Source organism: Fibrobacter sp. UWB11, from assembly GCF_900143015.1.
In the GTDB taxonomy this organism is placed as follows: Bacteria; Fibrobacterota; Fibrobacteria; order Fibrobacterales; family Fibrobacteraceae; genus Fibrobacter.
Genome location: NZ_FSRT01000003.1, coordinates 1 through 23,337, shown reverse-complemented (window position 1 = coordinate 23,337; position 23,337 = coordinate 1). Strand labels below are relative to the sequence as shown.

Below are 23,337 nucleotides of genomic sequence, written 5' to 3'. Positions count from 1 at the left end.
TATATTCCAGACGTGTTCGGACAATTAGGTTACTTAATATCGGAATCTTTTCGAGGATGGAAGCAGCACCGCACGGTGATTCTCCCGTCTCTTTTGACAATTTTTCTGTGCTCGCTTCTCTTGGCGTCTTCTTTTACGGCGTTGGGAGTTTCGTTTAAGCTTCTCTCTGTCGAAAAATCGTTGTACGTCATTGAAGCGTTTTTGAACGAGAATGTTCCTGAGGATTCCATTCCGGCAATCCAGACGAGGCTTGAGCATTTTCGCCATGTAGAGTCGGTCTCGTTTGTGAGTGCGGATTCTGCGCTTTCGGATTTTCGCCGTCATTTTTCATCGGATATGCTGGATCTTGTCGAAGGTAACCCGATTCCAGCATTTTTCCGTGTGTCGTTGAGCGATGAGGCTCGCAATCCGCTGGACCTTTCCGAAGTGCGACATGCAATTGCAGAGGAGACTGTTTTTGAAGAGGTGCAGGCTCCGGTAAAATGGGCTTCGCGAATTGCATCGTGGAAGTTCAAGATGATTTTCTGGCCGATTTGCATCAGTATCCTTTTGCTCATTACGCTCTCGCTCATTATTTGCAATTCGGTGCGTCTTTCGCTCATGTCCCGCAAGCTTTTGGTCGAGAACATGAAATATGCCGGCGGCAGTTACCTGTTCATTGAATTCCCGTTTGTACTGGAAGGGGCGATGCAGGGATTTATCGGGAGCGGCGTTGCCGTGTTGCTGCTTGGGCTTGTAATCAAGTCCGTGGTGAAAATGTTCCCGATTGTGGCAACCGGAGTCTCGTATTTTGGAATCGTAGTGCTCTTTACGGTACTCCTTGAAACGGCTCTTGCGGGATACTTTAGTTTCCGCACGGTGCGAAACTTCTTGTTCGAAAAGAAAGGTGAGCAGGAATAATGCGCCGTATATCTCGGTTGTTTCTGTTGGTGTTTTTAGCCTTTGCTGTTATGGCCTTTGAGCCCGCTACTGTTTGGGGTGCGCCTTTAAAACGGACAGATACGCAGATTGACGAACAAAAGAACGCGCTCAGAAAGCTGGAAGTGGACCTTGCAAAGAAACGTGAGGAACTTGCCGTCCTTGAAACCGAAGAAAAAGGTGTCTTGAACACGATTTCACTTTTGGACCAGAACCTGAACCGCACAAGGTCTTACCTTTCGGAACTGACCCGCAATGAAGATATGTTGCAAGGGGCCGTGAAGCAACTTGTGATGGATATCGATTCGCTTGACATGAAAATCAGGGCGCGTAAGCGGGCCATGCGAAAACGTATCCGTAATTTGTATGTATATGGCCGTAGCAATGATGCCGAAATTCTTTTTAATCTTCTGACCAAGAACGGTAACCCGGAACGCGAAGTTTACTGGGTACACCATTTGCTGAACCGCGACCGCGAGGACGTGGAGACGCTCCGAAAACTCGTTGCCGAACGTACGCAGAAGCAGCAGGCGCAAGAGAAACACTTGGCTGAACTTTCGAGACTCCGCTCCCGCAAGGCGGTCGAGGAACGAGGTCTTGTAGCGCAGATGAACGGTCAGGCGCGCATGCTGAACTCCCTGAAACACGACAAGGCCGTGCAGCGCATGGCGCTCAAGGAATTCGAACGCAACCAGAAGACCATGCTTGCGCTCCTCAAAAAACTTGAACAGCGCCGCAAGCGAGAAATCGAAGAAGCGAAGCGCGCCGAGGCGGCCCGCCTTGCTGCCCTCAAGAAAAAGGAAAAGGCGGCCGAGAAAAAGCGTGAAGCGGATAAGAAACGCGAGGAAGAAAAGGCTCGTCAGGCCGAAGCGGCGAAAAAGACCATTCAGGTTTCTCCGTTCAAGGGCCCGAAGTGCATGCCTCTCGATGGCCCGATTATCAGTGAATACGGCCTACAGGAACATCCGGTGCTTCACATCATGACGCGTAACTTGGGTGTCGAAATCCGAGGTAAACGGGGTGGACGTATTCGTGCTGCCGCAGCGGGAACTGTTGCGATGGTTGCCGAAATTGATGGTCGCGGACCTTCAGTTATCATTGAACACGAAGATGGAACGTACACGGTGTACGGTCACATGAAAGCAATCCACGTCCAAGAGGGCAAAAGTGTCAAGAAATGCGAAGAAATTGGAGAAGTGGGCGATATTGCTTCGTTAAATGGAATTAAATTGTACTTTCAAGTAAGCGAAGGGACACAAACCGTGGACCCGTTGCAATGGTTGAAACAAAAATGATCGAATATCGCTTGAATGGCCCCGCCTCCCAGGAACGAATCCGCATTCGTCTTATGGCGGCGTTGCGTGAGAACCGCTTCCCGCAGTCGATTCTGATTGACGGTCCTGTGGGGATTGGCAAAAAGGCCTTGGCGATGGAAATTGCCCAGGCGTTGCAGTGCACGAACCCCAGCGTTCGCCCCTGCGGCAATTGCTTCGGTTGCAAGATGGCAGCCGATACCGGCGTGACCGACAACTGGGTCGTGCCGATGGAAGCGAAAGAGGCTAGTGCCCGCAATGCGGCCGATGTCTCTGCCGGGAGTTCCGCAAAGACCATCCAGGATTTTAAGCAGGCCTACATCGAAGAAATTGCAAAGAACCCGTACCGTGTCGATATTTTCAGTGCGGGCGCCGTGATTTCGGTGGAACTCATCCGTACGATGACCGCCTCCTTTGCGATGAAGGGCGACCGCGTGCGCGTGGTGATTATTGCCGAGGCCGACCGCATGAACGATTCTGCTGCAAACGCGTTCCTCAAGACGCTCGAAGAAGTCCCGCCGAACACGTATTTCATTTTAACGACATCTTCTCGCGAAAAGCTTTTGCAGACCATCCGGTCGCGCTGCTTGGCGCTCCACTTGCCACCCCTTACCGACGAAGAAGTTCGCGCTGAGGCGGTTCGCGTGGGCGGTGAAGAATTTGACGAATCGACTTTGACCGACGATGTAATCGGGCTTGCCGTAGGGTCGCCTGGCATGGCGCTTTACTACGCCGAGCATGCAAAGGCTTGGTGCTCGCTTGCAGTTGATTTTATTGAAAAATCACTTTCGCAGGACTACACGGACTTGTTCTTTGAACTTGAAGATGCCGAACTTGAAGACCCGGCTATCGTGAACCGTTTCTTGGAAGTCTTGTCGTTCTTGATTTCGGATTTGCTGCGCCAACAGTCGGGCGCTCCGCTCCGTATTCCGGATGCTACCGGTCGTGTGAACCTTGAACGCTTCCCGCAGGTGGGGGCTTCGGCCTTGGAACTTGCGCTCGTGTGTGTTCAGGAGACCATGTCGAGAATCGCCTCAAGGCGAATGGCGGCCGTGATGTGCCTCCAGAACCTCGCGATGAAACTTTTTGAAGGCTACAAGTAATGGAAGATCTTGTCGCCTCCACATTGTCCTCCATGTTGAAAATCCCGCATGCAGTTGCGCGATTCCTTGTATCGCGTGGTATAAGGACGGTGTCCGATGCTTACCACATGCTTTGCTGCAGCGAAAACGATGTGCACGATCCGTTCCTCATGATGGGGATGGACAAGGCGGTGGAATGGATTTTGGGCGTTCGCGAACGTGGCGAACGTGTGTTCATTTTTGGCGACTACGATTTGGATGGCATGACCTCGGTAACGCTTTTGACGCGCTGCTTAAAGACGGTCGGCATTGAATCGGAATGGCGACTGCCGAACCGCTTTGGCGATGGCTACGGACTTTCGGTTTCTGCCGTCGATGAAATGTACGAGGCTGGCGCTCGCAACTTGATTACCGTAGATACGGGCATTACTGCGAATTTGGAAATCGCTCATGCCAAAGAGCTAGGTATGGCAGTCCTTGTGATGGACCACCACCAGCCTTCGGGCGATGGACTCCCGGTAAGCGATGTGCTTTTGGACCCGCACCAAGAAGGCGACGATTACCCGAACCCGGAACTTTGCGGTGTCGGTGTTTCGTATAAATTTATTTGTGCCCTGTACAGCCGCCTTGGGCTCCCGAATCCGGTGGAATACTTGGACTTGGTGGCACTTGGTACACTTGCGGACCTTGTGCAGATGACGCCTGAAAACCGCTATTTTACGCGGTCTGGGCTTGAATATTTAAAGAATAGCCGCTGGCCTGGAGTGCAAGAAATGTACTCGTCTCTCATGAAACCCCATAGCTGTGTGGGTGGCATTGACGTGATGTACAAATTGGCTCCGCTTTTGAATGCCCCGGGACGTATGGAACGCCCGGACCCGGCCCTTAAACTTCTTTTGTGCGAAAACAAGAGCGAGGCTTCGCAGCTCCTTGCGGAACTGAAGGAATGGAATAAGCGTCGTAAGGACAAAGAGGCCGAAATCACCGAAATGGCGATGGAACAAGTCAAGGCTCTTTATGGCGAAACCATCCCGACCGTGATTGTTGTTGCAGGTGAAAACTGGCATGTGGGCGTGATTGGCATTGTGGCTGCAAAACTTGCTCAGGAATTCCACAGGCCCTCAGCGGTGCTTTCGATTATCGATGGCATGGCGCATGCGAGCGCTCGTGCCGTTCCTGGATTCAACTGGCACAAGGCGCTATTCGAAAGTCGCGAGCTTTTTGACCGCTGGGGCGGGCATGCGAATGCCGCGGGCTTTTCGCTCGAAGCCGGGAAAATTGAAAAATTGCGTGGGCGCCTGTTGCAGTCAGCAAAAGAGCAGGGTTACACAGGAGAAATCGTCAATACCGACGAATCGTACCCGTTCGATATCAAGATTGCACTCCGTGAACTGACTGTAGAAACGCGTGTGCCGACAGGGCGTTACCCGATTCGTGAACGTTCGATTCTTGAATATATTGATTTGCTAGAACCGTTTGGCGGAAACTTCCCATACCCTGCATTCCGTGCCGAAGGCGTTACCGTACATCGTGTGCGTGAACTCCGCGGAGGGCATTTGCAGATGGAAATTTCGCAGGCGGGGAGTGCGGTGTTCCCGGCAATTGCTTTTGGACTCCGCAAGAGCAAGGCTTTGCTTGGACGTTCTCGACCGATAACGGTTGTGTTTGAGCCTATTTGGAATTATTACAACAACAGTAAGACGGTGCAACTTTGCATCAAGTCCATAGAGTAGGAATATGCTGAAACGTAACGCTCCGTTGCTTGCCTTTTTGCTCGTCTTTGTTGCAGTGCTGTATTTTGTTTACAGCATCCCTCAGTACGAACCTATCGTAGATGCCGAAGAAGAAGAGGAAGTCGTCGAAGATGCGTTTGTGGGGCGCGTTGAAATGCCTTCTATTGACGAAATTTATGTGATAGAAAATTCGGCAGGGCGTGACTTGAACAAACTTGCCTTGTTCTTGGAAGGGCGTGCTGCTGGCCTGCATTACCTATCTTCGGAATATTTCAAGAAAATACGTGTGGCTCGCAAAGGTGGAAGGTTCATCAAATCCGATGATGATGTATTCCTCGGGTTGCACCTCACGCTCGATAGCCTTGGACGCTTTATGGATCCGCAAATCATGTTTACGAGTTCCGATAACGATGTGTTTAAAGTGAAGCTCCTAAAGCATGTCGAGTATTTCTGGCGCCTTCCGCCGAGTAAGCAGGGCAAACTCGAAATCTGGATTCCTATCCGTTTCCACGCAAACTAATGCTTTCTTATAAAAGTATTACGAAAATATAACCCGTTTGGGCTATTGGACTGGTTCCGTAATTTTTTTAGCATTGTACTTTGTAAAAATTTATTCAACAAAAACGGTACAAAATACTATGACCAGTTATCTATTACATCCATTCCGTTCGCTCCGTTTGGGGCTTGTGCTCATCTTTACCCTGCTTATGGCGGCAACCTCGTGGGGATATATCTTTTATATTGACGAAAACGGAGAAAGGGAGCCCGTATCTCTTTTTAATTATCTCTCAAAAGACATTGACCATATGACGCTTATGCAGAATAACGGTATTTATGTGGTATATGACACCGTAGATCTGGGTGATAAGAATATCGGGTTCGAGGGTAGTATCAAGATTATTTTAATGGATGGAGCTTATTTAAACTGCAACAAATTATATTATAAAAAAGATTTAGGACTTTCAGATGTTCCTTCTATATCCATTTTCGTAGGATCAACTAGCTACTATAAACCCATTTTAGGTACGGGTGTATTAAATGTCAAAAATGGTATTGACCCTACTACAGCATCTAATGTCTCTATAGCTATTTATGGCGGTCACGTCACAACGGATTATAATAATCCTAAAAACGATAGTCATAAAGATAATGTACGCATAGATGTTCAAAATTTTGAATTTCATGGTGGTAATGTCGATGTAGAAGAACTTGACGCAACATCGATTACGCTTGGTTGGAAAAATCCCACAGATTCTTTTAGAGTGCGCAATGTAATTCATGCAAACACCTTCACCATAAAGAATGATTTATACGTCAAGGATGAAAACGGCAAATTTTACAGCGGCCAATTATCTGTTGACAATATTTATAGCATCCTAGACAAAACACTTGTGCCCGCAAAGACTCCTTTCTTCTACATGGACGAAAACGGAGTCGAGCGAAGTGTTGAGGATTATGTCATCCTCGATACACTTTTACCGAACATTAAGGAGTCAACGAAATTGCCGGGTGGCTGGTATGTAGTGAGCGATCGTGTAACTTTTGAGGGCCAAATTGACTTTGGGGACGAGGATGTTAACCTTATCATTGCGGATAATGCCGAATTTAACGTTGTGGAGTATGAAAAGGATATTCTCTTCGGTATAAAAAGCCAAGGAAACTTGAATATTTATGGTCAGAAGAATGGCTCTGGAAAATTGAATGTTTATAGTCAGAAGGGTAGCTATGAATACGTACAAGGTGATATAGGTGCAGGAAGGAATAAAGATCTTATTATAAACGGAATTTCCGTGAAAGTAGGTGGTCAATTGTTTGCTAGTAAAGGTCGTGTTATATTTAACGGTGGTTCTTACAATGTTGGTAGAGTTGAGTCTGGTTCAATCACTTTGGATTGGCGTAAAAAAACTGATTCCATCAAAGTTGGAATGTTTATCGTGGCTGGTGGTCATCAACCGGGGAGTTTTGTTCAAATAGCCGAAGGCAAAGCCTTTGGAGATGAAGACGGCAAAGCCTATACCGGTAAAGTCTATTCGACGGAAACCGTATATGATGCGCTATGGGAAAAAGATGAATATTTAAGCTCGCTTAACGGCAAGACACTTAAGCCGTGCTATGCGGTTACATTCCAAGCGCTGAACGGCACGGAACCTGTGGTTGCTGCAGCGACCTTCAACGAACAAGGCTATGCCAACATTGCTGAGCCGCCGGCTCCAACCCGCAACGGATCCAAGTTTTATCGCTGGTCCACCACTGAAGATGGCACAAGGGGATATTTTTTCAATATCCCTGTCACTGAAAATATGACCCTCTTTGCCCAATGGAACAAAGACAGGCTTGAATATATTGACGAAAATGGTCAATCTCAATCTCTAAATAGTTATACCGTGCTCACAAGCGACCTTATCAAAGCCAACGAAGAAGAAGGCGTCGTCAACCTCCCGGGCGCTTGGTATGTGGTGCATAATACTTTCTACGATAGCGTAGACGTTTATGTTGAGGATTACACGCTCTCGTTCAATGGGGATGCGCATATCATCCTTGCGGATGGCGCAGAACTGAAAGCCATTGCATATGATAAGACCGTAATCCAATCTTCAGGGAACTTGACGTTTTATGCTCAGACGCTTGGCACGGGTAAGCTAACGGCCTATGATTCGTCAGAAACAAACAGTACAATTCTCGCCCATCAAAAAGTGACCTTTAACGGTGGAATCGTAACCGTAAGAAATGGCCATGCAGCTGGTCGCCCTGCTGTAAAAACCGAATATTATCCCGGAAGAATTTATATTAACAGCGGTATCGTGAATATTTCCTCTAATACCGATGCAGAAGAACCTGAATATACACTCAAGGTTTATGATGTTATCTTGGATTGGCGCAGTGCAAAAGACCGTTATACCTTAGGTTCTGCGAATTCTTTTTCTATTGCAAATGGCAAGACCTTTAAGGAAGAAAATGGCAAAATTTGTCATCGTTATGAATATAACAACGCCTTTAAGGATAAACCTATAGTGCCATGCTATATCGTGTACATTGATAACCAGGATGGCATCCAGCCTAAGGAGACTATTGCTTCCTTTGACGAAAATGGCGAAGCGCACGTTACAAAGCCCGAAGATCCGACCCGTGTAGGTACAACATTCGTCGGATGGGCTGCTACGAAAGAAGGCACCAAGGTATTTGACTGGTCCGCTCCTATTTCTGGCCATACAACTGCCTATGCAATATGGGACGATATGAAGCCTGTTGAATATGTCGATGAAGATGGCAAGACGCAGAAAGTGACTGAATATTTCTTGCTTACAAGCGATATCGGTGAACCTGATGAAAATCATTATTTAAGATTTACCGGTGGATGGTATGTTGTGCAAGGCGAAGTGACCTTCTCAAGTGAAGCTTTAAAGACTCTCTCATTCAGTGATGATGTTCACCTTATCCTTGCTGACGGCGCCAAACTCAATGTTGAAGCGCAAAACATGTATTTCGATGCTCTCTATATTCATACGCAATCGCGTGGCACGGGTTCGTTCAATGCAAAAAAACTTGGGATTTCTGAGAATTTGTGCATCTATGGTGGTAATTTCACTTTTGATGAAATTGTAGCAGATGGTGATGGGGCTACAATCAATGGCGGTAATATAAACGTAGGTCGAATCTATGCTTATGGTTTAGTGGTAAATGGAGGCTCCGTAGATGCATCACTAATGGAAGGATGGTCAGTCACTTTAGGTTGGAATTCCACCGATGATCATATTACCGCAGAGGAACTCCGTATAGCAGCTTCTAGCCCCTCCATGGCCATTGATATTGCCAAAGGTAAAGCTTTTAAGGATGAAGATGGCAATATTTATGATGAGCCTGTACCCATTAATTTTTATGGATCTTCACTCAGTGGCAAGATGCTTACCCCTCTAAAGTGGATTACCAGTGAGGATATCGTTGTCGATGACATTGCGGTTCAGGCTTACACGGGTAATCCTGTTTGCCCCGATGTTGTCGTGAAGGATGGCAAAAAGACGCTTAAAGTCAAGACGGACTACACCGTGGAATGTTTTGAAAATGTGGAAAAATCTTCGACCGCGCCTTATGTGAAAATCACCGGCATGGGTAATTATAGGGGTGATATTGAAAAGCACTTTGCTATCCTCGAAAGGACTGCAGATTTCGCCTCAGTCGGAATTTTCAAGGATGAGGATGGACATTCGATTGCAGCCATCGATGCTAATTATGGTGAAGACGGAACTGTGAATATTGACGAAGAAATTACGGTCGATTCGGTTAAGTTCGAACGTAGCTTTACGAAAGAATCTCGTTCTACCATCGTCTTGCCGTTCAGCGTAAGCACGAGCCAAATCAAGGGTCTAAAGCAAGTCCTTGCATTCAGCAAAATCGTGGTGGAAGACGGTCAAAAGGCTGTCGGCATGCATGTCGTCTGGGAAAACACATCGTCTGAACATGTGACATTGAACGCTTACACGCCGTATATCGTTTTGATGGATGGCGATAAGTTCGATATCAAAGGCTCTGTGACGCTCGAAGTCACGAGGGATGCAGTTGACAATGGTACGAACAAGTCTTCGGAATGGGAATTCCGCGGAAGCTTGACTTATAAGAAATGGGAAGAAGGCAATCCTGAACTGGGTAGCATTTACGGATTTGCCGGCAACGCAGACAAAAAAACCGGTGTAGAAGTAGGTGATTTCGTCAAGGCGGCTGCAGGTGCATGGGTTAATCCGATGCGTGCTTACCTTGTCAAAAAATCTTCCGCTTCGGCTGTCCGTGCTAATGGTGCCATCGCCAAGACGGCTACGACAAGCTCTATTGACGAACTCCCGGCGTCTATGCGCATCGTGATTATCGACGATGAAGAAACCGAAGAAGAGCATACGACCGTTATCGGGCAGCACAATGTCCGCACGACTCCGTACCGTGTGAACTTTATGCCGCATACTTACGACCTTAAGGGCCGTATCGTGGGCAACGGAAAGAAGGCTCGTGGAGCTTACTACGGAAAGAAGTTTGTAAAATAAAGCAGTTGAAAAATGACGAAATTAGAATTGAAAAAGAGAAAATATAAACGGCCTGAAATGAAGGTGTTTCCCATCCGTGTGCAGGGAGCACTCCTTGATTCCAGCTACCCGGACAGAATGAAAATTATCATTTTGGATGACTAAATAATCTAGAATTGTAATAAGTCTTTCTATCCATTTACGAGGCGGTATCGCATGTTGCGACCGCCTTTTTTGTCGCTATTCGCGCCTTTTGGGAACAAAAAATACCCCAGACTTTAGTCCGGGGCGAAAATGCTTGTAACTCAAAGTGAGCCGTAGGCGGGTACGCCCATGGCCCGTATTGTTATTACGCTCTGAGAATATCGACGAGCTGCTTTGCGTTCTTTTCGATAAGCACGAATGCTTCGAACATGCGGGCTTCGCGCCACTTGGTCAAGTACTTCGTCTGCCAGTCCACAGCGATCATGTCCGGGTCTTTCGGACCGTTTTCGTTCTGGTACCAGACTTCCTTCGTGATTTCGCGAATCATGGCGCCCATTTCGGCGGCCGGTTGCAGGGAACCCTTGCAAAGAAGGAGGGCACGGAGGTTGTCGAGGAGGATTTCGTCAGAAGGCTGTTCGGCATCTTCGCGGGCACATTCCCAAATTTCGTCGCGGTGGCGTTCAGTCCAGCCGATCAAGTACTTTTTGGTCTTTTCGAGCTCGCCTTTGGCAAGCTTTTCATCGACCGCTTCGCGCGGATAATATATGCTGTTTGGATAGAATTCAATCATGATCTACCTCCCTTCTGCGAAGTGAAGCACAAAAACAATGCCCGGGGCGGGACTTGAACCCGCACGGAGTTGCCCCCAAGGGATTTTAAGTCCCCAGTGTCTACCATTCCACCACCTGGGCAGGTTGTGCGTGCAGAATATAGCAAATTTGAGTAGGTTTATTTACATGATTACACAAATTAACATGGATTTTATCACATTTTTACGGAAAAAAATATTTTCTGTTTACAAATGTTTACTTTTGTGGGTGCGTTAATGTATATTATAAATTGGACCAAGGCGAAAAAAAGAATACTTTTATTGTTAACTTTTTGAGCGGTCCACCGTGGAGATTTTTGTATGTTGAATCACAGTTCTAAAAAGAGCGGCTTTACCCTAGTAGAAGTTGTTGTCGTTGTGGCAATAATGGGTATTTTGACTACAATGGGAGTTGCGGGCTTGAGAGGTGCCGTGATTAATAGCCGTATGAAGGATAACGCCGTGAATGTGACGGCGTTCTTGGAACGTGTTGCTAACGAGTCTAGCCGTATGTCAAAGCGCCTTTGCGTGAAAGTGTCTAACAGTACTGAACAGGAACTTCAAGTTTTTGAACCTATTGATGGCTCTTGTAATGTCGATCGTCCACCTGCATTGTACGATGTGTATAATCTCGAATCGCCTGCAAGATTTGGCTGTGACAATGATGCTATAGACTTGGATGAATTTGGAACCAATTGGGGTGATGGCGCGATGTTTGTACCGCGTATGGGCATTTCGGCGGCTCCCACGGAAGGCTATTTGTGCATGCAGTATGGGGATGATTTGGTTTTTGCTCGTGCCCAAAAAGAAAAAAACAACAATGTGATCGTTCCTTGGTGGAGAACGGGTGGCGTTTGGATGAAATTGTAGGTTGACTATGGCGAAACTCTTCAAACATAAGAAAAGCTTCGGTATTGCTGCAATCCTGGTCGCTGTTGCGGTCGTTGGATTGTATATGGCAATACAGGACTTTCGCGGTGGAAACCGCGATGTTTTGTTGCGTATTCGCGGCCGCGATGGCGCTGTTGAAGTTGCTCAGCAAGTTTTGGATTCTTTAAAATCTGTAGGCATGGAATCTATCCCGTCGAAAGCGCTGGACGATACGACTTTTGATGTCCATACCATTGACCGCAAGTGGGCCCGAGGCCTTCGCGATTCTGCTACAGTGACGTATTCCTCGCAAGTGACTGTTTCGGCAACGTCAAATAACGCATCGCAAAATGTGTCTCCGTTCGAAACAACGTCACATGTTTATGCAAAACAGGTGAAAGTCAAAGTCTCCTGGAATTTCAAAGGCTCGACACAGTCTATAGAAGTCTCGAGCGTTATAAGATGAGAATTTAAAACTTAGATCTTAGAAAAACGTCATTGCGAACGAAGCGCGGCAATCTATTTAAGTTTCTAATTTCCTAGCAAATGCATGATGACAGGGCGGTTTTTGCCGTTCTCTGTTTTATGTATTGTGAGTTTTCCCGTGCTGTCGTAGCTGAACTGCTCGCCCACGCGTTCCCCGTTTACGTAGGTAAGGCTGTCACGAAGAATTCCGCTCGGGTACCAGTTGCGCCAGATGCCGTGGCGTTTGGATTTGCCGTCAGGAGATCTTTGCCAAAAACCTTCGCTTGCCATTTTGCCACCCATGCTGTCTGGGTAGAAACTGCGGCTTATGCGAAGAGCTGGATCTCCATAGCTTGTCGGTGGATCGTCGTACGCCCAGAATTCTTCGTATAAAAGAACGTGTCCTGCCTTGATGTAGCGTAACGATACCGGAAACTTGCCGATGCTTTGTTTGAACGCATCCTTGTAGCTTAAGGTGCAAGTGTCGAGTGTCCCGCTGGGCCAAGAAGAACGGACAAACGAAGTCTCGGCGCAGAACAGCGTGGAAGAGTTGGCACAAGTTCCGTAGGAAATGCCGGAGCTTTCTACAGGTCCGTCTGTTTCTTCCGTAATAAAATTGCTTTCCCGTACAACGTTGTTGTTTTCGTCGAACCACTGTATTTTTTCACGCCCCTTGAAATAATCCGACTTGATTTTTTTGATGAGGGAACCGTCTGCCCTGTAGGTTGTGTGCGGGTCGAAAAGGATGTCGCTGTCTGCGAATCCTTCTTCCTTGATTTGGGCTTTGTTGCAACTTTCGCCAGTGGAATCGGGTTCTCCATACGATTCGTAATACCGCTTGTAAATGCCTGATTTCTCTTCGCCTTCGCATTCGTAGTATTCCACAATTCTGCAGTCACGACCATAGCGTTTGATGTATCCCGGATTCGGTTCGTTTTCCCCGTCATGAATAAAGTTTCTCTTCGCATCGTAACAGTTGCTGTTTTCTTCGGCGAGGATTCCGTTGTCGTGCCACTTTTTCCATACTCCAGTGGGGTTGCCTTTGTCGTCGTAATGTTCTTCAAAAGCCTTTACACCATTGTGGTGATAGCCTTCCCAGTCACCAACAGGGTGGTCATCCTTGTAATACTGGACTGCTTCGACTTTCTTGTTCTGGTAGTAAACGGTCCACTTGCCGTCTTGCTGCCCTTTGTTGTAGTTGCCGGTCATGGCAATATCGCCAAAACCCGTCCAGCGCTTGAATTCGCCGTGCGGTACGCCATCCTTGTACGGAATTTCGAATTCCTTGATGCCGTCGTTGTACCATTCGTTGCGTTTAAGGACTGTTCCGTCCGGGTAAACCCAAATGGAGGTCTTTTTGACACCGTTTACGTGTCTTGCGAGTATTTGTTCTTCAGCCCGCTCGACTGTACAGCCGGCGAAATAGCATAAAAGTGCAGAAAAAGCGATGAATTGATGGAACTTCATTGTTCGTAAAGTAGAAAAAAAGTAATTTCTAGATGTGAACGAGCAAACAAAAAAAATAATTGCAGAAACTTTGCACATGAAAATCCAAACACCCTGGATTTGGCTTGTCGTTGTTCTTACGATTTGCCTTACGGCGTTGTTTTACGTTTCGCAGAAACCGCAGGTTGCCGTTTATTCCCAATACGTGAAGTCGCTTTGCGATTACCAGTTTGCCGATGCAAGCCTGATGCGCTCGATGGAACATGTCCGGAGCGGTTACGGGGTCGATTCTGCGGTGGTCCTTGCGCAGATAATGACGCTTCGCGAGGTGGCTCTCTCGTTCGAGGGCGGAATCCGGAAACTTGAACAGAATGGTTTTTCTGCTCCGTCAAAGGCATCGGTTGACAATTTTAAGTCGAGTGTGCTTGCGAAAGTTTCTTGCCTGCAGCGTTACCTTTCGGAACGTTCTGCCTGGTTCGATGAACTAGAAAAAGTTTACCGCCTGATAGAAATGAATTCGGCGGGCGTTGATTTGCCGCTTATGCGTAAACTTGACTCTGCGAGGGCGGGGTATGCCGTGTTGCCCGAAGGCCAGTTGGAATTGCCTGCGTCGATAAATAGGCGCGTAGAATTGCTGCTCCAAAAAAATATCGATTTGTATAGTGCCTGGAACCAGTTCGATAACGAAAAAACGCTCAGTGCAAGTGACGAATTGCTCCACTTTTTTCAAATGGAAAACGTGAAAGAAATTTCGCTTTCGGGAAAGATTCCGCTTGCGTTCTACTTCTTGTCGCTAGTCCTTTTGCTTGCAACTTTCTTCTTCATATTCAAGTCTAAACAGTAAGGAATTGAAATGTCTTTTTTCCGTGTCCGTAAAGTAGCCTTTATTAATTTTGGGTTGTTGTTTATTTTTCTGGCTAGTTGGATTTCTTGGTACATTTACCCGCTTGCAAGAACAATTACAAAAGAATTTTCTGCTTATGAAATGACGGACGGCTCGTATGAATACGGAATGTCCGAAGAACTGGGATTCCTTGCAGAGCATGTCTTTTATGGTAAGGTGAGCTATGCGGCGGTGCCGAGCTTGTTCGGTGGCTCGAATATCCCGTTTTTCGATAAAATCTTTTTCCAGCTTAACGGCGATACGAAGTGCACGTTCGTTCTTTATGTAAACGATGAAATCTTGGACGAGATGGCGGAGTGGTATGATTTCTCTGCGATGAACGCAAGCGATGTTCCTATGGAAGTCCGTGCTGTAAAAGTGGGTGACAAGTATATCGTCAAGTCCATGATATCGACTGAAGGAGAACTTAGCTGGGAATTCTTGATGGACGGCTATCATTTTTATTGGTGCTTTATGGGTGTTGGACTTGTCGGTTTGATGTTTATGTTTGGCCTTGTGCTCGTTGTCGTTGGAATTGTGTACAAGCCGCGCCAAGTTGTGGAACAGGAACAGTCTAGCGACGTGGAATGATGCATTTAAGTTTAGCTCTTCCGGTGTTGTTCACGTTGATGCTTGTTGGTGCGCAGGCTTTTGCTGCACCTAATGCACTTGCCTTTAATGCGCCGGATACTCTTTTGGTTCCGGTGGGTGCATCGGGCGTTCAAAGTCCAACGGGAATCTGGTGGCCGAATGCTGTTAAAGCGAAATCGAAGACTGCCCACAAAAATGCTTCGCAAGTGAAAAAACGCGCGAATGCGGCTAAGTCGTCTGTGGTTGTATGGTTCCATGGTGGCATGGGAAGCTCGAATTGTGAGAAAGGCCTTGTGGCCGGTAATGATTTTGCAAATCTATATCCGGAAAAAATTGTGGTAAGCGTGTCTGCCTGTCGTGAAAAACATTGGGTCACGCAGAGCATGATTGATGTGGTGGATGCTGCACTCGATTCTATTGCTGCCCGCAGAAAAGCGCCGGTGGAGAGCGTTTCGCTGGTGGGTGTTTCGGACGGTGCTTTAGGCGTGCTTTTCTATTCCATACAGGGAAAGCGCCGTGTGGAAAATCGTCTGCTGATGAGTTCGTTCGGCAAGATGCTGGGGGAGGCTTCGGCTGTTGCTCGCGTAAACGAACATCGGATGAATTCGGGACGCTTCCGCTTTTTGCAGGGCGGTAAGGATAGGCTTTATCCGTCGAATGAATCGGTTTCGTGGATAGAAGAATTCTGCAAGGCAGTCCAGGTGGACTGCGAACTCCGGTTCGACCAGGAGGGCGAGCATGACTGGTCGTATTGGAAAGACAAGCGCATGGATTGGATCCGCGAAGCCATCCGCAAATAACCGCCAAATTTCCGCCACTTTAAAATTGTGAAAATGCAATCGCTTTTTTGTGTAAAGCGAGTTTCTTGTTTAGTAAAGGGAATGAAATTTAACGGTGTGAGAATAGAGCGTCGGCCAAGGATGGGGAGGGTGCAGGGAGGGGCCCGTGCGGCCTTCGCAACTCCGAGCTGGGGCCCCGCCCGCATGACGTTCTTTGTGCATTTCTCTTTAACGGCCTTCTATAAATAGCCTTATTTATAAACATCTCCCCTTGACAAAAGGGTGTTTTTTTTCAAAATTTGGTGCACCACGCGGATGTGGTGGAATTGGTAGACACGCTAGATTCAGGTTCTAGTGCTCGCGAGGGCATGAAGGTTCAAGTCCTTTCATCCGCACTGAAAAACCCGGTAGTTCGCTATCGGGTTTTTCGTTTTTTCTGCTGTCACCCCGCACTCCGTTGCGGGGTCGCCATACACGGAACCCCATCCATAATTTCTCGATATAACTGGATTCTTCGCCATGAATGGCTCGGAATGACGTTGTAATTATGTACTCTTAGGGATGATTGTTTTTTGCAAAAGGTCATAATGAGCGATTTTTTAGACGACGAACCTTACGAATTTTCGTTGCAAGAAGTTGAAGGCGAACGTGTTGTGTTGCGACCGCTTGGCGAAGCAGACGTGCAGCCGCTGTTCGAACTTATTGACGAATCTCGCGAGTTCTTGTCGGAGCACTTGCCGTGGCCGGAGGAATGCTCTTTGCCCGAGGATGTTTGTGCAAGGATTGAGTCTTGGAACATGCAAGCGCAGATGGCAAATGGCGCCTGCTGGGGCATTTTCGAAAAGGTTTCGAAGAAAATCACGGGTTGCATCATGCTTGGCTGGGTGCAGTGGAAAAATCGCTCGGCCACTGTAAGTTACTGGCTCGGCCAAAAATTTTGCGGACGTGGCCTCGCGACCGAGGCGCTGATTTTGGCATCGAGTGAAGCTTTTGCGATGGGGCTGAATCGTCTCGAACTGACATCTTCGGTCCGTAATCTGAAGAGTGCTGCGGTTGCCCGCCGAGCGGGTTTTCAAGAGGAAGGTCTCTGCCGCGAATACGAACGAATCCACGGGCATTTCGAGGATCATTTGCGTTTTTCGCTTCTTGCGAAAGATTTCTGCTAAAGCGTTTGCGTTCGGGGTTTTAGGGGCGGGAGCCCTTAGGCGAAGGGGTGATGGAAGACTTGCCCTAGACCCGTTCGACTTCGTGCTTTGCACTTCGCTCAGGGTGACACAAGGGCAAGGCTGAAATCAGGGGGACTCTTCCCCCTTTTTTGATAAAAAGCTTTGGATTGCCGCGTCGCTGCGCTCCTCGCAATGACGTTTACTGTATTCCCGTCAAACATGGTTACCTCAGTAAACGAGAATGAGTTTTTATTCTTTGATTTTCCTTCGAAACACTTCTATTTTTTAGAATATGGAAACAGGAGAAAATCACATAGTTGAACCTGATGTTCTGCAATACACGAACTACCGTGTGTATTTGCGGGACTACTATGAGTACAAGAAGAAGACGGTTCCGGCGTTTAGCCTCCGTTTCTTCGCGGAGAAGGCCGGGCTTTCGAGCCATGCCCATCTCAAGCTCACCATTGACGGAAAGCGAAACATTACAAAGAACACGGTGGTAAAGCTCATCCACGGCCTCGGCTTGGATGGCCAGCGTGCCGCATATTTTGAAAGTCTCGTTTTCTTCAACCAGGCTCAGACGGATGCGGATAAGCAGGTCTATTACGCTCAACTTCTGAAAGCGAGCCCGCGTTCCAAGCTGCACAAGATGGACAAGGCGCAGTTCCGTATTTTCCGCGAATGGCACCACTCCGCAATTCTTGAAATGGTGGCGCTCAAGGATTTTCGCCCGATTCCCGACTGGATTTCTAAACGCCTCGGTGGCCTTATTACGCCTGCCCAGGTGACCGAATCGCTCAAGTTGCTGGTGGAGGTTGGTCTTTTGGTGAAGACTGCCAATGGTTTCCGCCAGCGCGACCCGTTGATTACTACAGACGACGAAGTTCAGGACATGATGGTCAAGATGTACCATCTCCAGATGCTCAAACTCTCGGCAGACATGCTTTCGGCGCTTCCGGGCCCGCAAAGGGACGTTTCTGCCCTGACTTTTAGCATAAAACGCGAAGATTTCCCCAATTTGAAAAAACATTTGCAATTAATGCGCAAAGAACTACTAGATTTCTCTGCTAAAGCGGGTGAAGCAGAGGAAGTTGTGCAAATCAACATTCAACTGTACCCTCTAACACGAGGAGTATGATGCGTTCTTTGATTTCAATAATCGGTTCTGTGCTTATGGCACTGTGTTTTGCTGGGTGTTCTGAATCCGACACTACGGCCGGTATTGAAATTGGGAATCCTGAAATCAGCAATATCGGGCTTACCGCCGAGTTCTCGATTGACTATTCGGATGCGAAGCCGGTGGTGCTTTCCAAGGTCGCTGCCGAAGATGAAAAGGTCGTTATCGATACGTTCGATTTGACCTTGAGTGAAGTGAAGTCTTATTGTACTTTCTATGACAAGGGCACGTCTGTCGATGTGGATAAGGGGCAACAAATTTGGCCGTACGAAGATGACCCGGCTGCGGTGCTCCCCATTTCGTTTACGGATGGAGCTTATGTCAAGGACGCTTTCTACAATATCAATTTGAAGAACGGCGGGCTTCTGAAAGAAATTGGAGTCAGCTTCCAAGTGGGCAAAAAGAGTGGTGTCAATTCCATTTACGGGCGAATCCGCCAGGGTGGCAAGGAAATTCCGTTTGTCTACGAGATGAACAACATCCAGTTGTTTGAATTGCTGTATAACCAGGCGCAAATTGATATTCAGGATTCTGCAGTGAATTTGTCTGTTGCTTTCCGCGTACACCGCTTTGTTGATGGTCTTGATTTTGATTCTGCAAAGATTGGTGAGGATGGAATTATTCATTTTAGCAAGACGGAAAATGAAAAACTCTGGAATGCTCTGAATGATCGTTTCTTGCCGAGTTTCCAATGCCTGCGCTTCAAGTACACGGCGGCTAATGGTGCTGAATATGACGGCTTTGTAGATGATATCTGGGCGGAAATTGTTGAGCCCTTGAACAAGAACTTTGTTACAAATGGTGACTTTAAAGAAGGTGGCAATGACTGGGTTTTCCATACGCAATTCAATGGTGTTGCCGATACTTCTGTCGTAAAAGAAAAGAACTCTAACGTCATGCGTGTGCACGTCACTAAAGGTGGAAACTTCTCGTACAGCGTGCAACTGCTGCACGAAAACATTCCCGTGGTGGCTGGTGCTACGTACAAATTTATATTCACCATTTGGTCTAATGTCGATGGCGAGATGACGGCTCGCTTGGGTAATTCCATTTACAATGGTGAAACGAATGGGTTCCAGGAACACGTCAAGGTTTCGACTTCGGGCAAGTCGTTTGAAATCGAATTTTCGCCTGCGGAAACAGATCCGTATGCCCGTCTAGATTTGAATCTGGGCAAGGTCGAAAGAACGATTTGGATCAAGGATGTGCAGTTGATTAGAATTAAGTAGTTTGCTAAATTCTAGTCATTATGGCAACTATTCCAACTCTAAAAGAAAATCTCGTTATTGAAAATATCCGCCCGAACATCGAGGGCGGTCGTTTCATGCTTAAGCGTGAACCCGGTGATACCGTGACTTTGCAGGCCGACATTTTCCGCCACAGTCACGAAAAGTACGATGCTGCAATTTTTTACCGTCATGTTTCCAAGAAAAAATGGGAACAGGCTCCGATGCACTTTGTTGATAACGACCTTTGGGAAGGTACGTTCACGGTCGGAAATATCGGCTATTACGAATATAAGATTTGCGCTTGGACCAAGGAACCGAAGGATGTTCCGACAGAAAGTCCGGTGATGAAACTCCGCGTGGACCCGACGTACAGTCGCGTAGGTACGTGGTATGAAATGTGGCCGAAGAGCCAGGGCACGGACCCGAAGAAGTCTGCCACTTGGAAAGATTGCGAAAAGCAACTCGACTACATTGCGGGCCTTGGTTTCGATACGGTTTATCTTGTTCCGATTCACCCGATTGGTGTTACGAACCGCAAGGGCGCAAACAACGCGCTGCATGCAAAGGTTGACAAGAAGGGCAATCCGCTGGAACCGGGATGCCCGTACGCTGTCGGTAACAAGAACGGCGGTCATTATGACGTGGACCCGGAACTTGGGACCATGAAGGACTTTGAGCATTTTGCAAAAGCCGCGCGTGCCAAGGGACTGCGCCTTGCACTTGATATCGCACTTAACTGCAGCCCGGACCATCCGTATGTGAAGTCTCACCCGGAATGGTTCTACCACGAACCGGATGGCAGCATCAAGTTTGCAGAAAACCCGCCCAAGAAGTACGAAGACATCTATCCGTTCGACTACTACAACGAGAACTACAAGGAACTCTGGAAGGAAATCGAGAACATTATTTTGTTCTGGGCGGACAAGGGAATTGAAATTTTCCGTATCGACAATCCGCATACCAAGCCGTTCCCGTTCTGGGAATGGTTGATTGCGGATGTTAAGGAAAAACGCCCGGAACTTGTGTTCCTCGCTGAAGCGTTCACCCGCCCGAAGATGATGCATCGCTTGGCAAAGTCTGGCTTTGACATGAGCTACACGTATTTCGCATGGCGCTCTGCCAAGTGGGAATTCGAACAGTATCTGAAGGAACTCACGCAGTCCAATGCTAAGGAATACATGCGCGGTATCTTCTTCCCGACGACGCCGGATATTTTCCCGAAGTATCTTGCATACAAAGGTGCTAATGCCTTCAAACAGCGCTACTTCTTGGCTGCTACGCTTTCGAGCCTCACGGGTATGTACAACGGATACGAACTTTGCGAAAACATTCCAAGCCCGATTAAGGAAGAACTTGCCGATAGCGAAAAGTATCAGTACAAAGTACACAACTGGTCTGGCCCGGGTATTCAAGACTTTGTTCGTCGTCTGAACGTTGCCCGTCAGGAACATGCTGCTTTGCAGGAATACGATAACCTTGAATTCCATTATGCACAGAATGACCAGCTGATGGTTTATTCCAAGAAGTCTGGCAATGACGTGATTCTTTGCGTGTGCAACATGGATATGGATCATGTGCAAGAAGGTATCGTGGAACTCGACATGGCAAAGCTTGGACTTGAGAACGATTCGTTCTTCTTCTTGAAGGATGTCGTGACGGATGAAAGCTATGTCTGGCGTGGAAACAAGAACTACGTGAAGCTGGATCCTGCAAAGGCCCCTGGCCACATGTTTGTGGTGAAGAAAATCTAAACGATCGCAAAATTGCAATTGAAAACGCCCCGGAAGCACCCGCTCCTGGGCGCTTTTTTATGCATTGTCATGCCGGACTGAGCCTGTTCTGAACGAGGTCGAAGGATCTCGGCATCGCCTTACACAGTCTAAATCTCTTTTAAAAAACTTTTTTTGTGTCTTTTTTGGATGATTAAATCTAATTTTAGACGAGGTATTTAAAGGATGATTATGAAAAAAATTTTATTGAGTTCTATATTGGCTGCGGGCACTTGTGCAATGTTTAATGCCTGCTCTGACGATTCTCCATCTCCGCTTACTCCGTCTGTTGCGGCTTCTTCATCGAGTGCTGATTGGTTTGTTGGAAGCTGCTCTAGTGTAGATGGAAATAGCAATTTGGGATCAAGCTCTTCTGTTGCTCCGGGGGCCAGTGCCTCTAACTCGAGTTCTTCTGTGATTGTTCCGCCTAATTCGGCGACCAGTTCAAGCAATGGAGTGCCGTCTCAGTCGAGCTCTTCTGTCAATCCGACATCTAGCGCAAATCCGGTTTCATCTGCTGCAGAAAGTTCTAGTAGCAAGGAACCGGAACTCGATGCAAGTGGTTTCCCGACTCTTGAATCTTACGGTCCGCCTTCGGCTGAATACACCAAGGACATCAGTGCTACGGCGAAACGTGGCTGGAATACTCGTTATTGGGATGCCTGCAAGCCGCATTGTTCCTGGCTTAAGGAAAGTTCGAACGATAAAACTCGTGCGGATACGTCTTCTAACGAGGCGTATCTTGCCGACTTAGCCACTGCGCGTAACTGCAATATTCACGATGTGGAAGTTCCCACCTTTACCTTGGGCAACGTAACGAAGTCTTGGTTCGGTTACGAAGGCACTAGAAGTGCTTGCGGCGACGAAAAGGAAAAGGGCGTGTTCACTTGCACCGACATGGCGCCGATTGCTGTGAACGACACTCTTGCCTATGCATACGTTGCTGGCACCGGCGACAGCAAGTGCGGCAAGTGCTATCATTTGCAGTACGACGGTCACTTTAAGGACGAGTTCGAAAATAACCCGCCCAAGGCGACCCATAAGGCACTTAAAGGTAAACACTTGGTGGTGATGGCCTCCAACATCGGTCACGATGTGGCGGGTGGCAATGCTAGTCTTCCGGCAGGTCAGTTTGACTTGATGGTTCCGGGTGGTGGCGTGGGCGCCTTTGACGCTCTCTCTACTCAGGTGAATGGCGCAAACGTAAACTGGGGCGCAGGTTTTGGCGGGTTCCTTACGGAATGCCAGAAAAATACTAACTGCGGCACCGAAGGCTCTTTGGACTGTTACCAGACGTGTGTTAAGGATATGTGCGATGCCGCTTTCGGTAACGCCGGCCTCCCGAATCTTTTGCGTGGTTGTCACTGGTTTGCTGATTGGTACATGGCTGCGGACAATCCGACTTACTACATCGAAGAAGTGGAATGCCCGCAGTATTTGGTCGATCATTACATGACTCGATACAACACCTCTTTGGAAAACAACTTCAAGAAAGTGACTGACTGGTCCACTTTCAAGGAAGGCGATGTACTCGACACGCTCCATTGCTGGAAGGCGGGCGAGGCTCCTCCGGAAAACGGCTGGCAAAATCCGAGCGCCGGCTGCGATGTTAAATAAAGTAATCGAATAGATTTGAGACTCCTCGCACTCCGCGAGGAGTTTTTTGTGGAACGCCGTAGTGTTTTGGAAAATTGCCAGGTGCTTTGGAGTAAAACGGGGCGGTCGTCGAACTTGTCATCCCCGCATTTGTTGCGGGGGCGCTGCTATGAGCTATCCTTGTGCCTGTCATGCCCGCTACCGAGCGGGCACCTCCTTTCCCCCGCAAAAGATTTCTGTTTACAGAATGTGAATAATCTGTCGTGCCGCGGCGCACATCCCGTTTTTTCCGAAAAAAGTGAAAAAAAGTGAAATTTTTTCACTTTTACCCCTTGCAAAGTCATCGTAAAATTCTATAATTGGCGCCGTTCCTGAGAGACGAGGCCGAAACGAAGAAACGAAAGCCGAGAACGAAGGAAAAAGCGAAAGCCCGCGAGACTTTCGGGAAGATTGAAGGAATCGGAGATGTGCTTAGTGACGGCCCAAGAAAATTTCTTGGAAGTCAAATTAATCAAGAG

General features: G+C 47.7%; 19 protein-coding genes and 2 tRNA genes. 18 read left to right on the top strand and 3 right to left on the bottom strand.

The window, feature by feature from the left end; all coding sequences use genetic code 11:
- Nucleotides 1-12: 12 nt before the first annotated feature.
- The 7 genes from BUQ91_RS12290 to BUQ91_RS15965 all read left to right on the top strand — a co-directional run bounded on the left by BUQ91_RS12290 (nucleotide 13) and on the right by BUQ91_RS15965 (nucleotide 10,220).
- A complete protein-coding gene (locus tag BUQ91_RS12290; RefSeq protein WP_074209499.1) occupies nucleotides 13-900 on the top strand; it encodes a cell division protein FtsX in 888 nt (295 codons plus the stop codon).
- Nucleotides 900-2,213 (top strand): murein hydrolase activator EnvC family protein, encoded by a 1,314-nt coding sequence (locus tag BUQ91_RS12285; RefSeq protein ID WP_074209498.1) that lies wholly within the window; start codon nucleotides 900-902, stop codon nucleotides 2,211-2,213. Before BUQ91_RS12290 ends, BUQ91_RS12285 begins: the two co-directional genes overlap by 1 nt.
- A complete protein-coding gene (locus BUQ91_RS12280; RefSeq protein ID WP_254842353.1) occupies nucleotides 2,195-3,334 on the top strand; it encodes a DNA polymerase III subunit in 1,140 nt (379 codons plus the stop codon). The genes BUQ91_RS12285 and BUQ91_RS12280 overlap by 19 nt, the downstream gene beginning before the upstream one ends.
- Nucleotides 3,334-5,046 (top strand): single-stranded-DNA-specific exonuclease RecJ, encoded by a 1,713-nt coding sequence (gene recJ / locus BUQ91_RS12275; RefSeq protein ID WP_074209497.1) that lies wholly within the window; start codon nucleotides 3,334-3,336, stop codon nucleotides 5,044-5,046. Before BUQ91_RS12280 ends, recJ begins: the two co-directional genes overlap by 1 nt.
- Before the next feature lie 4 nt (nucleotides 5,047-5,050).
- Nucleotides 5,051-5,566 carry a hypothetical protein gene (locus BUQ91_RS12270; protein WP_072829157.1) on the top strand — a complete coding sequence of 172 codons (516 nt, stop codon included), beginning with the start codon at nucleotides 5,051-5,053 and terminating at the stop codon, nucleotides 5,564-5,566.
- Nucleotides 5,567-5,861: 295 nt separating this feature from the next.
- Nucleotides 5,862-10,076: an InlB B-repeat-containing protein gene (locus BUQ91_RS12265; RefSeq protein WP_175566639.1), complete on the top strand. Its 4,215-nt coding sequence runs from the start codon at nucleotides 5,862-5,864 to the stop codon at nucleotides 10,074-10,076.
- Nucleotides 10,077-10,088: 12 nt separating this feature from the next.
- Nucleotides 10,089-10,220, top strand: coding sequence for a hypothetical protein (locus BUQ91_RS15965; RefSeq protein WP_256382321.1), 132 nt, complete (start codon nucleotides 10,089-10,091; stop codon nucleotides 10,218-10,220).
- A gap of 184 nt (nucleotides 10,221-10,404) precedes the next feature.
- On the opposite strand, the gene BUQ91_RS12260 is transcribed toward BUQ91_RS15965, so the two are convergent.
- Both BUQ91_RS12260 and BUQ91_RS12255 read right to left on the bottom strand, forming a co-directional pair.
- On the bottom strand, nucleotides 10,405-10,830 hold the full coding sequence (locus BUQ91_RS12260) for a hypothetical protein (protein WP_072829148.1): 426 nt from the start codon (nucleotides 10,828-10,830) through the stop codon (nucleotides 10,405-10,407).
- 38 nt (nucleotides 10,831-10,868) lie between these two features.
- Nucleotides 10,869-10,951 (bottom strand) — tRNA-Leu (locus BUQ91_RS12255).
- A gap of 218 nt (nucleotides 10,952-11,169) precedes the next feature.
- Between BUQ91_RS12255 and BUQ91_RS12250 the strand changes: the two genes are divergently transcribed.
- The gene (locus tag BUQ91_RS12250; protein ID WP_074209495.1) at nucleotides 11,170-11,718 is read left to right on the top strand and encodes a prepilin-type N-terminal cleavage/methylation domain-containing protein; all 549 of its coding nucleotides are present in this window, start codon (nucleotides 11,170-11,172) and stop codon (nucleotides 11,716-11,718) included.
- A 7-nt stretch (nucleotides 11,719-11,725) separates the two neighbouring features.
- A complete protein-coding gene (locus BUQ91_RS12245) occupies nucleotides 11,726-12,184 on the top strand; it encodes a hypothetical protein (protein WP_072829141.1) in 459 nt (152 codons plus the stop codon).
- A 65-nt stretch (nucleotides 12,185-12,249) separates the two neighbouring features.
- On the opposite strand, the gene BUQ91_RS12240 is transcribed toward BUQ91_RS12245, so the two are convergent.
- Nucleotides 12,250-13,650 carry a toxin-antitoxin system YwqK family antitoxin gene (locus BUQ91_RS12240; RefSeq protein ID WP_254842352.1) on the bottom strand — a complete coding sequence of 467 codons (1,401 nt, stop codon included), beginning with the start codon at nucleotides 13,648-13,650 and terminating at the stop codon, nucleotides 12,250-12,252.
- Nucleotides 13,651-13,726: 76 nt separating this feature from the next.
- On the opposite strand from BUQ91_RS12240, the gene BUQ91_RS12235 reads away from it, so the two are divergent.
- The 9 genes from BUQ91_RS12235 to BUQ91_RS12195 all read left to right on the top strand — a co-directional run bounded on the left by BUQ91_RS12235 (nucleotide 13,727) and on the right by BUQ91_RS12195 (nucleotide 22,840).
- Entirely contained in the window at nucleotides 13,727-14,473 is a 747-nt protein-coding gene (locus BUQ91_RS12235) for a hypothetical protein (protein ID WP_074209493.1), read from the top strand.
- 9 nt (nucleotides 14,474-14,482) lie between these two features.
- Complete coding sequence (locus tag BUQ91_RS12230; protein ID WP_072829127.1) at nucleotides 14,483-15,103, top strand: hypothetical protein; 621 nt, start codon at nucleotides 14,483-14,485, stop codon at nucleotides 15,101-15,103.
- Complete coding sequence (locus BUQ91_RS12225) at nucleotides 15,100-15,903, top strand: alpha/beta hydrolase (protein ID WP_254842351.1); 804 nt, start codon at nucleotides 15,100-15,102, stop codon at nucleotides 15,901-15,903. The genes BUQ91_RS12230 and BUQ91_RS12225 overlap by 4 nt, the downstream gene beginning before the upstream one ends.
- Nucleotides 15,904-16,193: 290 nt before the next feature.
- A tRNA-Leu gene (locus BUQ91_RS12220) sits at nucleotides 16,194-16,277 on the top strand.
- A gap of 192 nt (nucleotides 16,278-16,469) precedes the next feature.
- The gene (locus BUQ91_RS12215; RefSeq protein WP_074209492.1) at nucleotides 16,470-17,048 is read left to right on the top strand and encodes a GNAT family N-acetyltransferase; all 579 of its coding nucleotides are present in this window, start codon (nucleotides 16,470-16,472) and stop codon (nucleotides 17,046-17,048) included.
- 292 nt (nucleotides 17,049-17,340) lie between these two features.
- On the top strand, nucleotides 17,341-18,186 hold the full coding sequence (locus BUQ91_RS12210) for a TIGR02147 family protein (RefSeq protein ID WP_072829116.1): 846 nt from the start codon (nucleotides 17,341-17,343) through the stop codon (nucleotides 18,184-18,186).
- A complete protein-coding gene (locus tag BUQ91_RS12205; RefSeq protein WP_254842350.1) occupies nucleotides 18,183-19,454 on the top strand; it encodes a carbohydrate binding domain-containing protein in 1,272 nt (423 codons plus the stop codon). The genes BUQ91_RS12210 and BUQ91_RS12205 overlap by 4 nt, the downstream gene beginning before the upstream one ends.
- Before the next feature lie 20 nt (nucleotides 19,455-19,474).
- The gene (locus BUQ91_RS12200; protein WP_074209490.1) at nucleotides 19,475-21,205 is read left to right on the top strand and encodes an alpha-1,4-glucan--maltose-1-phosphate maltosyltransferase; all 1,731 of its coding nucleotides are present in this window, start codon (nucleotides 19,475-19,477) and stop codon (nucleotides 21,203-21,205) included.
- A gap of 210 nt (nucleotides 21,206-21,415) precedes the next feature.
- Nucleotides 21,416-22,840 carry a glycosyl hydrolase family 5 gene (locus BUQ91_RS12195; protein WP_254842349.1) on the top strand — a complete coding sequence of 475 codons (1,425 nt, stop codon included), beginning with the start codon at nucleotides 21,416-21,418 and terminating at the stop codon, nucleotides 22,838-22,840.
- Nucleotides 22,841-23,337 lie beyond the last annotated feature (497 nt).